12 protein-coding genes are annotated in these 12,545 nt (G+C 69.0%); 2 read left to right on the top strand and 10 right to left on the bottom strand.

The annotated features are described in order from the left end of the window. From ACWD5F_RS34275 to ACWD5F_RS34260, 4 genes are all read right to left on the bottom strand, one after another. Nucleotides 1–1,422, bottom strand: a complete 1,422-nt coding sequence (locus ACWD5F_RS34275; protein WP_451260242.1) for a sugar porter family MFS transporter — start codon at nt 1,420–1,422, stop codon at nt 1–3. A 179-nt stretch (nt 1,423–1,601) separates the two neighbouring features. After that, entirely contained in the window at nt 1,602–5,216 is a 3,615-nt protein-coding gene (smc, locus tag ACWD5F_RS34270; RefSeq protein WP_451260241.1) for a chromosome segregation protein SMC, read from the bottom strand. A gap of 215 nt (nt 5,217–5,431) precedes the next feature. After that, nucleotides 5,432–5,635, bottom strand: coding sequence for a hypothetical protein (locus ACWD5F_RS34265; protein ID WP_079659246.1), 204 nt, complete (start codon nt 5,633–5,635; stop codon nt 5,432–5,434). A 378-nt stretch (nt 5,636–6,013) separates the two neighbouring features. Further along, nucleotides 6,014–6,295: an acylphosphatase gene (locus ACWD5F_RS34260; protein ID WP_123997486.1), complete on the bottom strand. Its 282-nt coding sequence runs from the start codon at nt 6,293–6,295 to the stop codon at nt 6,014–6,016. Between the two features lie 210 nt (nt 6,296–6,505). Here ACWD5F_RS34260 and ACWD5F_RS34255 point away from each other — a divergent pair, with 210 nt between their 5' ends. Further along, complete coding sequence (locus ACWD5F_RS34255; RefSeq protein WP_451260240.1) at nt 6,506–7,618, top strand: CAP domain-containing protein; 1,113 nt, start codon at nt 6,506–6,508, stop codon at nt 7,616–7,618. Nucleotides 7,619–7,698: 80 nt separating this feature from the next. Beyond that, nucleotides 7,699–8,100, top strand: a complete 402-nt coding sequence (locus ACWD5F_RS34250) for a winged helix-turn-helix transcriptional regulator (RefSeq protein WP_451260239.1) — start codon at nt 7,699–7,701, stop codon at nt 8,098–8,100. Here the strand turns inward: ACWD5F_RS34250 and mutM are convergent. The 6 genes from mutM to coaD all read right to left on the bottom strand — a co-directional run bounded on the left by mutM (nt 8,073) and on the right by coaD (nt 12,520). Continuing rightward, the gene (mutM, locus tag ACWD5F_RS34245) at nt 8,073–8,933 is read right to left on the bottom strand and encodes a bifunctional DNA-formamidopyrimidine glycosylase/DNA-(apurinic or apyrimidinic site) lyase (protein ID WP_451260238.1); all 861 of its coding nucleotides are present in this window, start codon (nt 8,931–8,933) and stop codon (nt 8,073–8,075) included. The genes ACWD5F_RS34250 and mutM overlap by 28 nt on opposite strands. Before the next feature lie 85 nt (nt 8,934–9,018). Then, a complete protein-coding gene (gene rnc / locus ACWD5F_RS34240) occupies nt 9,019–9,939 on the bottom strand; it encodes a ribonuclease III (RefSeq protein ID WP_451260237.1) in 921 nt (306 codons plus the stop codon). Between the two features lie 7 nt (nt 9,940–9,946). Further along, entirely contained in the window at nt 9,947–10,120 is a 174-nt protein-coding gene (rpmF, locus tag ACWD5F_RS34235; protein ID WP_073491177.1) for a 50S ribosomal protein L32, read from the bottom strand. Between the two features lie 2 nt (nt 10,121–10,122). Next, nucleotides 10,123–10,776 (bottom strand): YceD family protein, encoded by a 654-nt coding sequence (locus tag ACWD5F_RS34230; RefSeq protein ID WP_401722748.1) that lies wholly within the window; start codon nt 10,774–10,776, stop codon nt 10,123–10,125. Nucleotides 10,777–10,909: 133 nt separating this feature from the next. Continuing rightward, nucleotides 10,910–11,971 carry a DivIVA domain-containing protein gene (locus tag ACWD5F_RS34225; RefSeq protein ID WP_451260350.1) on the bottom strand — a complete coding sequence of 354 codons (1,062 nt, stop codon included), beginning with the start codon at nt 11,969–11,971 and terminating at the stop codon, nt 10,910–10,912. A gap of 69 nt (nt 11,972–12,040) precedes the next feature. Beyond that, nucleotides 12,041–12,520, bottom strand: coding sequence for a pantetheine-phosphate adenylyltransferase (coaD, locus tag ACWD5F_RS34220; RefSeq protein WP_280880318.1), 480 nt, complete (start codon nt 12,518–12,520; stop codon nt 12,041–12,043). Nucleotides 12,521–12,545 lie beyond the last annotated feature (25 nt).

Here is a 12,545-nt window from a genome sequence, read left to right as displayed (position 1 = left end):
TCAGCCCATCTCCTCCAGCTTCTTGCCCTTCGTCTCCTTGACGAACTTGAGGACGAACGGAATGGAGAGCGCGGCGAAGACCGTGTAGATCACGTAGGTCGCGGAGAGGTTCCAGTCGGCCAGGGACGGGAAGCTCGCGGTGATGGCCCAGTTGGCGATCCACTGCGCGGAGGCGGCGACACCGAGGGCCGCGGCGCGGATCCGGCTGGGGAACATCTCGCCGAGGAAGACCCAGACCACGACACCCCAGGACAGGGCGAAGAAGAGGACGAAGACGTGGGCCGCGATCAGCGCGGTCCAGCCCTGGGCGCTGGGCAGCTTGCCGTCGACGAGGTCGAAGGAGAAGGCCCAGGCCTCCAGCGCGAGGCCGACGACCATGCCGACCGAGCCGATGAGGGCCAGCGGCCTACGGCCGATGCGGTCCACGAAGATCATGGCGATCACGGTGCCGATGATGTTCACGATCGACGTGGTGAAGGAGTAGAAGAACGACTCCGTGGGGTCGACGCCGACCGACTGCCACAGCGTCGAGGAGTAGTAGAACGCGACGTTGATGCCGACGAGCTGCTGGAAGGCCGAGAGGCCGATGCCGACCCAGACGATCGGCTTGAAGAAGAAGCCGCCACCGCCGAGCAGGTCCTTGAAGGTCGACTTGTGCTCGCTCTTCATCGCGTGCTCGATCTCGGCGACGCGGGCGTCCAGGTCGATGTCGTCGCCCTCGACCTCACGCAGCACGGTGTGGGCGCGGTCGATCTTGCCGACGGAGATCAGGAAGCGCGGGGACTCGGGGATCGCGAAGGAGAGCAGGCCGTACAGGACGGCCGGGATCACCATGACGCCGAGCATGACCTGCCAGGCTTCCAGGCCCATGAGCTTGCCGCGCTGGTCGCCGTCGGCGGCGTTCAGCAGACCCCAGTTGACCAGCTGCGAGATCGCGATGCCGATGACGATCGCGGCCTGCTGGAAGGAGCCGAGCCGGCCGCGGTAGGCCGGCGGGGAGACCTCGGCGATGTAGGCGGGGCCGATCACGGAGGCCATACCGATGGCGAAGCCGCCGATGATCCGCCAGAAGGCGAGGTCCCAGAGCGCGAAGGGCAGCGCGGAGCCGACGGCGCTGATGGTGAACAGCACGGCGGAGATCTGCATACAGCGGATACGGCCGATGCGGTCGGCGATCCGGCCCGCGGTCGCCGCGCCGATGGCACAGCCGATCAGGGCGATGGCGATGACCTGCGCCAGGGCCGCGGAGCCGATGTCGTAGCGGTCCCGGATGGCCTCGACGGCGCCGTTGATCACGGAACTGTCGTAGCCGAACAGGAAACCGCCCATCGCGGCCGCCGCCGCGATGAAGATGACGTGCCCGAGATGCTCGGGGTGAGCCGGTCCGGCTCCTGACTTGGGGGCCTCAGCGGTGCTGGTCACGTGTACTCCTCGGGCCACCGGCAACACTGCCGAATGGGGACCATGCCAGATCGGTGGCATCTGCAAGTAAAAACGACGTTGCCGAGACTATGCCTTCAAGTTTCGAAGTCAATGGGCGATGAATGTGAGATATCAGCCCACCCGTGAGGGGTTTGTGTTCAAGATTTGAAGGAACGGCTTCAGCGCAGTCGCTGGCTGATGACCTTCGAGACCCCGTCGCCCTGCATGGAGACGCCGTACAGGGCATCGGCGACCTCCATCGTCCGCTTCTGGTGCGTGATCACGATGAGCTGTGACGCCTCCTGCAGCTCCTGCATGATCCGGATCAGTCGCTGGAGGTTGGTGTCGTCGAGGGCGGCCTCGACCTCGTCCATGACGTAGAAGGGGCTGGGTCGAGCTTTGAAGATCGACACCAGCAACGCTACGGCGGTGAGTGAGCGCTCGCCACCGGAGAGCAGGCTCAGCCGCTTGACCTTCTTGCCCGGCGGGCGGGCCTCCACGTCCACGCCCGTGGTCAGCATGTTGTCGGGATCGGTGAGGATCAACCGCCCCTCGCCCCCCGGGAACAGCCGGCTGAAGACGCCCTCGAACTGCAGGGCCGTGTCCCGGTATGCCTCGGTGAACACCTGCTCGACGCGCTCGTCGACCTCCTTCACCACCTGGAGCAGGTCGGCGCGGGTCTTCTTCAGGTCCTCGAGCTGCTCGCTGAGGAACTTGTGACGCTCCTCCAGCGCGGAGAACTCCTCCAGCGCGAGCGGATTCACCTTGCCGAGCTGCTGGTACGCCCGCTCGGCCGCCTTGAGCCGCTTCTCCTGCTCGGCCCGGTGAAAGGTCTTCGGCAAGTTGCGCGGATGCTCGGGGTCGTCCGGGAGCTCCTCGCCCTCGGCGGCGAGCGAGGGCGGTACGAGCTGGTGGGGGCCGTACTCCTCGACCAGCCCGGCCGGTTCGATGCCGAGCTCCTCCAGCGCCTTGGTCTCCAGCTGCTCGATCCGCATCCGCTTCTCGGCGCCGAGCACCTCGCCGCGGTGCACGGAGTCCGTCAGCTTGTCGAGCTCGCCCTTGAGGTCGCGGCCGGTGGTGCGGGCGACGGTCAGCTCCTGCTCGCGCCGCGCCTTGGCCGCGTCGGCGGCGGTCCGCTCCTGATCGGCCCGGCCGAGCGACACCTCCACGTGCAGGAGCAGCTGACGCGCACCGGAGGCGACGGCCTCGGCGACGGCGGCCTCGTGGCGCAGCCGGGCGCGGCGCTGCTCGGCACGCGCGCGGGCCTCGCGTTCGGCGCGGGCGGCGCGGTCGAGGGAGTCGGCGCGGCCGGCGAGCCCTTTCACCCGTTCTTCGTGCGTACGGACCTGGAGGCGGGCCTCCATCTCGGTCTGGCGGGCGTTGGCGCCGTCGGCGGCGAGACGGTCCCGTACGGAGGTGTCGGGTTCCTCCTCGACGGGCATCTCCTCGGCCACGGCGAGCCGTTCGGCGAGTTCTTCGGCGTCCTCGAGGGCCTTGTCTAGGGCGTCCTGTGCGCGGGCGGCTGCGGCGGTCGACCGTTCGGCCTCGCCGGCTGCTCCGCGGGCTTGGCCGGACAGGCGGCCCAGCTGTTGTGCGACGGCGGACTTCTCGCGGTCGGCGGCCCTGCGTCGCTCCCCCAGCGCCTCGACCTGGGCGGCGGCTTCTTTCCGTTGCTCGGCCGCGGCGTGCTGGGTCTCGGTCAACTCCTCGCAGCGGACTGCCAGGTCTTCCAGTTCGGCTGCTGCCTCGTCCACGGAGGCCTGTACTTCGAGGAGGCTGGGGGCGCCTGCGGAGCCGCCGTGGGCGAAGTGGGCGCCGAGCAGGTCGCCTTCGGCGGTGACGGCGGTCAACTCCGGGTGCCTGTAGACCAGTTCCTCGGCGTCCTCAAGGGTGCTGACCACGACGATGCGGTCGAGGAGGCGGCGGATGGCCGGCATGAGGTCGGAGGGGGCACGGACCAGTTCCGCCGCAGAGAGGGGGGTGTTCTGTGATGCGGCGGCTGCGGGTTCGTCGTGGCTGGTCGCGCCGTTCCCCGCGCCCCTTGGGGGCATAGGAGTTGACGTTGGCTCGTCAGGGCCCCCTGCCAGCAGCAACGCTGCCCTGCCGCCGTCCTGTTTGCGCAGCAGGCGGATCGCGTCCGCCGCCGACGACGGGGAGGTCACCGCGATCGCGTCCGCCGCCGCGCCGAACGCCGCCGCAAGCGCCACCTCGTAACCCGGTGTCACCGTGAGGAGTTCCGCCGCCGGGCCGAGCAGGCCCGTGAGGCGGTCCTTCGCGCCCAGCAGTATTCCGGTGCCGTCCTTGCGGCGCAGGCCCAGTGCGAGGGCCTCGTGGCGGGCCTGGGTCGCGGCGCGTTTGCGTTCCGCCGCCGTGGTCGCCTCGCGGGCTGCCGTCAGCGCCGATTCCGCCTCGGCCAGCCGCTGCTTGGCGGTGTTGTGCTGTTCGCCGAGTTCCGCGTCGTCGGCGTCCAGGCCGTCGACCTCCGCCTTGAGGGCCTCGTACTCCTCCTGGGCGGTGACGGCCCGTTCCTGGGCCTCGTCGCGGGCGGCGGCCAGGCGGTCGATCTCGGCCTGGGCGGAGGCGGCGCGCGAACGGGCCGCGTTGACCTGGCCGTTCAGCCGGGCGAGGCCCTCGCGGCGGTCGGCGATCGCACGGGCCACGTCCTTCAGGCGCCGTTCCTCCTGGATGAGCTCGCGCTCCAGGTCGGAGCGGTGCGCGACCGTGTCCTCCAGCGCGCGCTCGGCCGCCTCCAGGGCCGCTTCGAGCTCGGCCTCCTGCTCGCGGATCCGGGCTGCCTCGCGTTCCATGTCCTCGGGGTCGCGCCCGCGCCGCTCCTCCGGGGGCACCGAGGTGGCGCTCTTCACGCGCGCGTCGGCCAACGAGATCGTGCCGCGCACCCGCTCGGCGAGCTGCGAGAGTTCGTACCAGGTCTGCTGGGCACGCTGGAGCCGCGGGGTGAGCTGCCGGACCTCGTCCTCGAGGAGGGCTTCGCGCTGCTGGGCCTTCTTCAGCTCCGACTCGGCGGCTTCCTTGCGCTCCTTGAGCGCGGCTTCGTCGGCGACCTCGGTCTGCAGTGCGGAGCGCAGCCGTACGAGATCGTCGGCGAGCAGGCGCAGGCGGGCGTCGCGGAGGTCGGCCTGGATGACGGCGGCCCGGCGGGCGACGGCGGCCTGCCGGCCAAGTGGCTTGAGCTGGCGGCGCAGTTCGTCGGTGAGGTCCTGCACGCGCGCGAGGTTGGCCTGCATCGCGTCCAGCTTGCGCAGCGCCTTCTCCTTGCGCTTGCGGTGCTTGAGGACGCCGGCCGCCTCCTCGATGAAGGCGCGGCGGCCCATGGGATCGGCGTGCAGGACTGAGTCGAGCTGGCCCTGGCCGACGATGACGTGCATCTCGCGGCCGATGCCGGAGTCCGACAGGAGTTCCTGGATGTCGAGGAGGCGACACGTGTCGCCGTTGATCTGGTACTCGCTGCCGCCGTTGCGGAACATGATCCGCGTGATGGTGACTTCGGCGTACTCGATGGGCAGCGCGCCGTCGGAGTTGTCGATGGTCAGGGAGACCTCGGCGCGGCCCAAGGGCGGACGCCCCGTGGTGCCGGCGAAGATGACGTCCTCCATCTTGCCGCCGCGCAGCGACTTGGCGCCCTGTTCGCCCATGACCCAGCTGAGCGCGTCCACGACGTTGGACTTGCCCGAGCCGTTGGGTCCGACGACACACGTGATACCCGGCTCGAACCGGAGCGTGGTCGCCGAGGCGAACGACTTGAACCCTCGGAGGGTCAGGGCCTTGAGGTGCACGCCGCTGGACTCTACCTTCCGCCGCTATCTCACTCCATGAACGTCCGGTTCCCCGCGGTTTCGCTGTTGAACGTGCAGGGCACACCAAACGTTAAAGAGGGTGGAGGGCGACGGGGGAAAGAAAGAAGGGACGCCGAAGCGTCCCTTGCAAACTCTGACAACTTAGCGGCTGATGTGGGCCACCGAACCCCTGCTGTCGTGGTGCGATGCAGTGATCAGGTGAGCGCAGGCTCCGCCTGGCGTGCGTCGATGCTCTCGAGAAGCGAGTCGTGAGAAGCGGCAGCCGTCAGCGCGTCGTTCTCCGCCTGGATCCGTCCGAGCTCGGATTCCAGGTCCTGGACGCGCTGCTGGAGCCGTCGCATCTCGGCGAGGAGTCGCGGGTCGGAACCGCCGACGTAACCGAGAAGCGCCTTTGCCATGATGGATGGTCCTCCACACTGAGTGACCGACCGAAGCGGTGTGGGTCGTGAGGGAATCGCACCCGCAGTGCCTGGCACTGTTGAGATAGTGCTGCCGTTCTCCATGCCAAACAGCTAAGGTGCGCGGGGTTTTCAGCGTCTCACCAAAAAGTTTGACGGTCAACACGATCACGCCCTGTATTGACGGGCAACCCGCTGTCGGCGGCCTGAAGACGGCGGCGCCGCGACTCCTGCGGGGTCCTGAGGGCGTTCGATCATTCTTAGCTGCGGAGCCTCCCACGACACGGGGTTCTTGACAACCACCAGGCCATTTCTGCTCGGGGCAGCTGCCGGTGGCATGTCCCTCCGCTTCCGCCTGGGCCGCTTTACAGAACCGGCTCAACGGATGGCGAAGCCGTCGTATCCCCCACGGGGTGTGTCCCAGATCTCGGTGACACCGTCCACGCGCCCGGGCGTGTCGTCACCCTGGAGCCACCCCAGGAGCCCCTCGCACCCCTCACGGGGACCCTCGGCGACCACCTGAACCCGTCCGTCCGCCAAATTGAGAGCAAAACCACTCAGGGACCCGAGCTCCAGCGCCTTGGCCCGCGTGAACCAGCGGAAACCCACACCTTGGACCCGTCCCCGCACCCAGGCGACCAGCCGCACATCCTCGCTCATGAGTGCAACCTAACCGGCCAATGTCTCTCGGGGCACTCCCTCCTCTGGCGCCATGCGGTACCGTCCCCATCCAATGAATCTCATATGAAACTCACTCGATCGAGTGAGATCGCGTGAGTCGGGTCACAGCGAAGATTCCACGGCCCAGAGGTTCCGCGGATCCCGAGGTCCTATGGGTCCGCTCGACCGCAGAACGAGGAAGGCAAGGACATGGGACGCCACCGACGCTCCGCCGCCGGCCGCGCCGCCACGAGCCGCGCCACGGGGGTCACTACAAGGGACGGCTCGTACACGAGCGGCTACGACCCTCAGGAGTACTCGTACAGCTATGAAGGCCCGCAGTCCTACGGCGGTGGGGCCCCGGAGTCGTTCGGGACCGGCCCCGCCACGGACAGCGAGGCGCAGACCAGGGCGTCCGCGCGCAGCGCCGCCTACCTCTTCGCCAACGAGGACGACTTCGCCACGGTCTTCCCCGACGACGGGCGCTCGCCCGGCGGGGGCTCCGGGCGGGGCCGCTCGCACCGGCGGCGCAAGAAGACCGTGACGCCGGTGAAGTCCGGTCTGCTCGGGGTCTCGGCCGCGGTCGCCATCGGCACCGTCGCGGTCGCCACGGGCTCGATGCCCGGGCTCGAGAACTACAAGCTCGGCGGCGGGGGCGGCGGCGACAAGACGCAGGCCGTCGGTACGCCGAGCAACTCCGCGACCGAGCAGGGCGGCACGTCCGGCAGCGCGGAGAACCGGGACGACGGCTCCTCGACGAGCCGCGACTCCGACCGCGCGGCCTCGCCGAGCACGGTTCCCTCGACCTCGCCGTCGACGGCCGCGCCGACCAAGAAGCCGACCGAGAAGCCGGTGGAGACACCGAGCGAGAAGCCGACCACCACGCCTTCGGCGAAGGAGCCGGCCCCGCCGAAGGAGACCTCCTCCCCGATCACGGTCACCGCGGAGGCCGCGGCCGAGGCGCAGGTGCTCCAGCTGGTCAACGACGAGCGGAGCAAAGCCGGCTGCAGCCCGGTGGCCGCGAACAGCGCGCTGTCGGACCTGGCCACGGCCTTCAGCGACGCGATGGCCGCACAGGGCTTCTTCGACCACACCGACCCGAGCGGGGCCACTCCGTGGGACCGCGCGGCGGCACTGGGCATCACCGGCCTCGGCGGCGAGAACATCGCCCGCGGCCAGGCCGACGCGGCCGCGGTGATGGAGGCCTGGATGAACAGCCCCGGCCACAAGGCCAACATCCTGAACTGCGACTTCAAGACCCTGGGCGTCGGCGTGCACTTCGGCGAGGGCGGCCCCTGGTGGACGCAGGACTTCGGCTACTAGAGCCGATACGTGTCCCGGTGGACGCACATCGAAGGCAGCGCTAACTGACGGTTAGCGCTGCCTTCGAGTACGCTCACGGTATGGACATCACGCAGGAGCCCGCGGACGTACGGGACCTCCCGTTCAGCGTGTTCGCGAAGGCGTGCCCCTCGCGCACGACGCTGGAGCACGTCACGGGACGCTGGGGCGGACTGACCCTCGGGGCGCTGTACGAGGGCTCGCTGCGCTTCAACGAGCTGCGCCGACGCGTCGACGGCGTCAGCGAGAAGATGCTCTCCCAGACGCTGCACGCGCTGGAGCGCGACGGCCTGGTGCACCGCGAGGCCCAGCCGACCAACCCGCCCCGCGTGGACTACGAGCTGACCCCCCTCGGCCACGGGGTCGCCGAACGCCTCCTCGGCCTCATCCACTTCGTCGAGGGCAGCATGGACGACGTCCTCGCGGCCCGCGAGCGCTACGACGGGACGCGCGGCGCCCTCTGACACGTGGGGCAGAAGTAGCTGGACCGGTTCATCCACGGGCGCCGGCGCATCGGCGTACCGCACCTCCTGCACGGCAGACCTTCACGCCCGTACGCGTCCAGCGACCGGTCGAAGTAGCCGGACTCGCCGTTGACGTTGACGTAGAGGCTGTCGAAGCTGGTGCCGCCCACGGCGAGCGCCGCGTTCATCACATCCCTTACGTGGCCCAGGAGTTCGGCCGTGCGCGGGCGCGTGAAGCCGGCCGTGGGGCGCTCGTAGTGGACACGGGCGCGCCAAAGGGCCTCGTCCGCATAGATGTTGCCGACTCCGCTGATCAACGACTGGTCCAGCAGGGCCCGTTTGATGGTCGTGCGCTTGCGGCGCAGCGCCTGGTGGAACGCCTCGTCGTCGAACAGCGGGTCGAGGGGGTCACGGGCGATGTGCGCGATGACGTCGGGCAGTCCGTCGGGGGTGTTGTCGTGCAACGACAGTCCGCCGAAGGTGCGTTGGTCGACGAACCGGAGTTCCGTGGCAAGGTCGTCGGCGAAGCGGACGCGGATCCTGAGGTGCTTCTCGTCGGGTGCGGTGTCCGGCTGGACCAGGAGCTGGCCGCTCATGCCGAGGTGCGCCAGAACCGACTGGTGGGTGTCCTCCAGGGGCAGCCACAGGTACTTGCCGCGACGGCTGGGGACGCCCACGCGATGCCCCTTGAGGCGGTGCGTGAAGTCGTCGGCACCGGCGATGTGCCGGCGCACGGCACGCGGGTGCAGCACCTCGGCGTCGGCGACGACACGATGGGCGACCCATCGCTCCAGGCCGCGCCGGACGACCTCGACCTCGGGCAACTCGGGCATCGGGACTCCCGTACCGGAAAACCGCTGTGGATGAACCGAGCGCCCGGCCCACGGAGGGGACGGGCGCTCGGGATGGCGCTGTTCGTCAGGCGGAGACGGACGACGGGCCTTCCCCGTCCTCCTCGGCGGCTTCGCCGACTGCCGGTTCGGCAGCCTTCTCGGCCTCCTGCTCGGCAGCCTGTGCGGCCGCCAGCTCGGCAGCTTCCTCGGCGGCCTTCTCGACCGCCAACGTGGCTCGCTGGTCCGCGTCGGCCCTGATGGACCGCCATGCGGACTCGGCGGCCTGCTGCTCCGCCTCCTTCTTGCTGCGGCCGGTGCCGGTGCCGTACGAGACGCCTCCGACGCGGGCGGCAGCAGTGAAGGTCTTCTCGTGATCGGGGCCGGTCTCCGTGACCAGGTACTCGGGCACGCCGAGACTTTCGGTCGCGGTGAGCTCCTGGAGACTGGTCTTCCAGTCCAGGCCGGCTCCGAGGTTCGAGGACTTCTCGATGAGCGGATCGAACAGGCGATGCACCAGTTCGGAAGCCGCGTCGAGGCCTCGGTCGAGATAGACCGCGCCGATCACCGCTTCAAGGGTGTCGGCGAGGATGGACGCCTTGTCCCGGCCGCCCGTGCCCTCTTCACCCCGGCCGAGCCGGATGAAGGAACCCAGGTCGAGACCGCGACTGACCTCCGCCAGTGCACGAGAGTTGACCACCGCGGCCCGCAACTTGGCCAGTTGGCCTTCGGGCAGGTCGGGGTGGGTCGTGTACAGCGTGTCCGTGACCACGAGGCCGAGCACGGAGTCCCCGAGGAACTCCAGCCGTTCGTTGGTCGGCAGACCGCCGTTCTCGTACGCGTAGGAACGGTGGGTCAGCGCACGCACCAGAAGGGCGGACTCGAGCTGATAGCCGAGCCGCCCTTCCAGAAGCGTGTGGGACGAGGCCGTGTTGTCCGACTTTTTCCTGGCGGTTGGGTCCGCCTTGGCGTCATCCGCCTTCTTGGCAGTGGACACGGTGCCTCTCACCAGCCGCTCAGACCTCGAGGACCTGGCGCTTGTTGTAAGTGCCGCAAGACGGGCACGCGATGTGCTGCAGCTTGGGCTCGTGGCAGCGCTCGCACGCAACCAGGTTGGGGACCGCAGCCTTCCACTGCGACCGGCGGTGGCGCGTGTTGCTGCGCGACATCTTCCGCTTCGGAACAGCCACGGCTACTTCTCCTGCTTCTCGGCGGCACGGGCTGAACGAGGCTCGTCGCCGCTCATCTTGTCCTTCTCGCCGTCTTCGAGTGAACCGGCGAGTCCCTGCAGTGCCGCCCAACGGATGTCGACGGCGTCGTGGTGGTGGTCCGGGTCGTCCGTGAGCCGTTCTCCGCACTCGGAGCACAGGCCCAGACAGTCGTCCTGGCACACCGGCTGCATCGGCAGTGCGAGCACCACCGCATCCCGCAGCACGGGTTCGAGGTCGAACAGGCCGTCCTCGATGAAGAGTCTGTCCTCGTCTTCCTCGGCGTCGTCGACCGGCTCCGCCTTGGGGCGGCCCCGGTCATCGGCGTCGGGGTAGGAGAACATCTCCTGGAATTCCGCCACGAGCGCCAGCTCGAGCGGCTCCAGACACCTTACGCACTCCCCCTCGGCCTGTGCACGGGCGGTGCCTGTGACAAGCACCCCTTCCATGACCGACTCGAGGCGGAGGTCGAGCTCCACCGGGGCGCCTTCCGGCACTCCGATGACCCCCTGGAGACCGAGGTCCTTCGGGGCGTCGATCGTGCGGGACAGCCGCTGCAGCGCGCCGGGCCGCCGCCCGAGCTCGTGAGTGTCGAACACGAGCGGGTTGCGGTGGTCTAGGCGTGCGTTGGAGGTCATTCCTGCTTTCGATCTTCAGAACTCAGAGGGACGCCGCCCATCGGTGACTCCGGGCAGCGCAGATCGCGGACGTACACGCGACCGAAGAGCCAGGATACTGGACCTTTCGCTCTCGGCCCAATCCGGATGTCCGTTACTGGCCGCGACCCTGTTCATAGGCCCGCAGCTGCTCCGGAGTGATCATGCCGGTGTCGAAGAGGCTGGTCTCGTCCAGGGCGTAGGACTGCTGGTCCTGCTGCGCCTGCTGGGCCTGGTTCGGGTCGTACGCCTGCTGCTGGGCGTCGTAGCCCTGTCCCTGGTATGCGTAGGGGTCGGCCTGCTGCTGATAGCCGTACGCGTCCTGCTGGCCGTAGCCCTGCTGCTGGTACTGGCCGGCGTAGGGGTCGGCCTGCTGCTGGTAGCCGTACGCCGGCTGCGGCTCGGCGTAGCCCTGCTGCTGGGCGGGCTGCTGAGGCGCCGCCGCGGCGTTCTCCTGCTCGGTGAGGGCGGTGAGGTCGGCCAGGTAGTCGGCGTCGCTGGAGTGCTGGAAGGTCGTCTGGTCGTCGGCCAGGGCGCCGAGGTCGTCGGTGGCGATCCGGCCGTGCAGCTTCTGCCGGCCGCGGCCGACCGCCTCCAGGGTCTTGGCGAGCACCGCCTCGAAGGCGCCCAGCTTGACGTCCACGTAGGAGTCGGCGTCCTTGCGCAGGGTCTCCGGGTCGTGGCTGCGCTCGGGAGCGTCCTCGTCCTCGTAGCCCTGCTCGTCCAGGCCGGGGCCGGTGCCGAGCAGCTTCTCGCGGCCGCGGCCGACCGAGCCGAGGGTCTTGGTGAGGACGACCTCGAAGTTGGCGAGTTTGGAGTCGACGTAGTCGTCGGCCTCCGCGCGCACGTCCTCGGCCTCCTTGCGGGCCTCGTTGAGGATGCGGTCGGCCTCCGCCTGGGAGCGCCGGGCGATCTCGGTGTCGGAGATCAGGGAGCCACGCTGAACGTGCGCGTGCTGGATGATCTGCTCCGCCTCCTGGCGGGCCGACTCGACCATGTGGTCGCGGTCGCCGATCAGCTCCTGGGCCTGGGCGAGCGAGCCGGGCAGGGCCTGGCGCAACTCCTCGAGCTGCGCGAGCAGTTCGGCGCGGTTGACCACGCACGACGCCGACATGGGCATGGACCGGGCGCCCGAGACCGAGGCCACGATCTCGTCGAGCTTCTTCTGCACGTCCACCTGTACGTCCACCGGTGCTCGCCACTCTCTACAGCTGGGTTGGAGACGGACGGGAAGACTGTAGCCCCATCAGCCCTTGCGCAGGCGCTTGTCCAGAGCCTCCAGGACCAACGGCGGCACCAGGTGCGAGACATCACCGCCCCAGGTCGCCACCTCCTTGACCAGCGAGGAGGAGAGGAAGCTGTAGGTGGGGTTGGTCGGCACGAAGAGGGTCTCCACGCCGGACAGGCCGTTGTTCATCTGCGCCATCTGCAACTCGTAGTCGAAGTCGCTGACGGCGCGCAGTCCCTTGACGATCGCCGGGATGTCGCGCTGCTTGCAGAAGTCGACGAGGAGGCCGTGAAAAGCCTCGACGCGTACGTTGCCGTAGTCGGCGGTGACCTCGCGGATCAGGTCGATCCGCTCCTCGATCTCGAACAGGCCCTTCTTGGACTTGTTGATCATCACCGCGACGTAGACCTCGTCGTAGAGGCGGGAGGCGCGGGAGATGATGTCGAGGTGTCCATTGGTGATCGGGTCGAACGACCCGGGACAGACGGCACGGCGCACTTGTGGTCCCTCGCTCTCCGGTCCG

It is taken from the genome of Streptomyces sp. NPDC002499, assembly GCF_053595415.1.
The sequence above is the reverse complement of the archived record's forward strand: the minus strand, read 5'-3'. Positions and strand labels throughout refer to the sequence as shown.

What these genes read in the sequence shown, in the direction of transcription:
- mutM (WP_451260238.1), bottom strand. Translation starts at nt 8,933, where the DNA reads ATGCCCGAGTTGCCCGAGGTCGAGGTCGTCCGGCGCGGCCTGGAGCGA.
- ACWD5F_RS34265 (WP_079659246.1), bottom strand. Translation starts at nt 5,635, where the DNA reads ATGGCAAAGGCGCTTCTCGGTTACGTCGGCGGTTCCGACCCGCGACTC.
- ACWD5F_RS34250 (WP_451260239.1), top strand. Translation starts at nt 7,699, where the DNA reads ATGGACATCACGCAGGAGCCCGCGGACGTACGGGACCTCCCGTTCAGC.
- ACWD5F_RS34260 (WP_123997486.1), bottom strand. Translation starts at nt 6,295, where the DNA reads ATGAGCGAGGATGTGCGGCTGGTCGCCTGGGTGCGGGGACGGGTCCAA.
- ACWD5F_RS34230 (WP_401722748.1), bottom strand. Translation starts at nt 10,776, where the DNA reads ATGACCTCCAACGCACGCCTAGACCACCGCAACCCGCTCGTGTTCGAC.
- ACWD5F_RS34255 (WP_451260240.1), top strand. Translation starts at nt 6,506, where the DNA reads ATGGGACGCCACCGACGCTCCGCCGCCGGCCGCGCCGCCACGAGCCGC.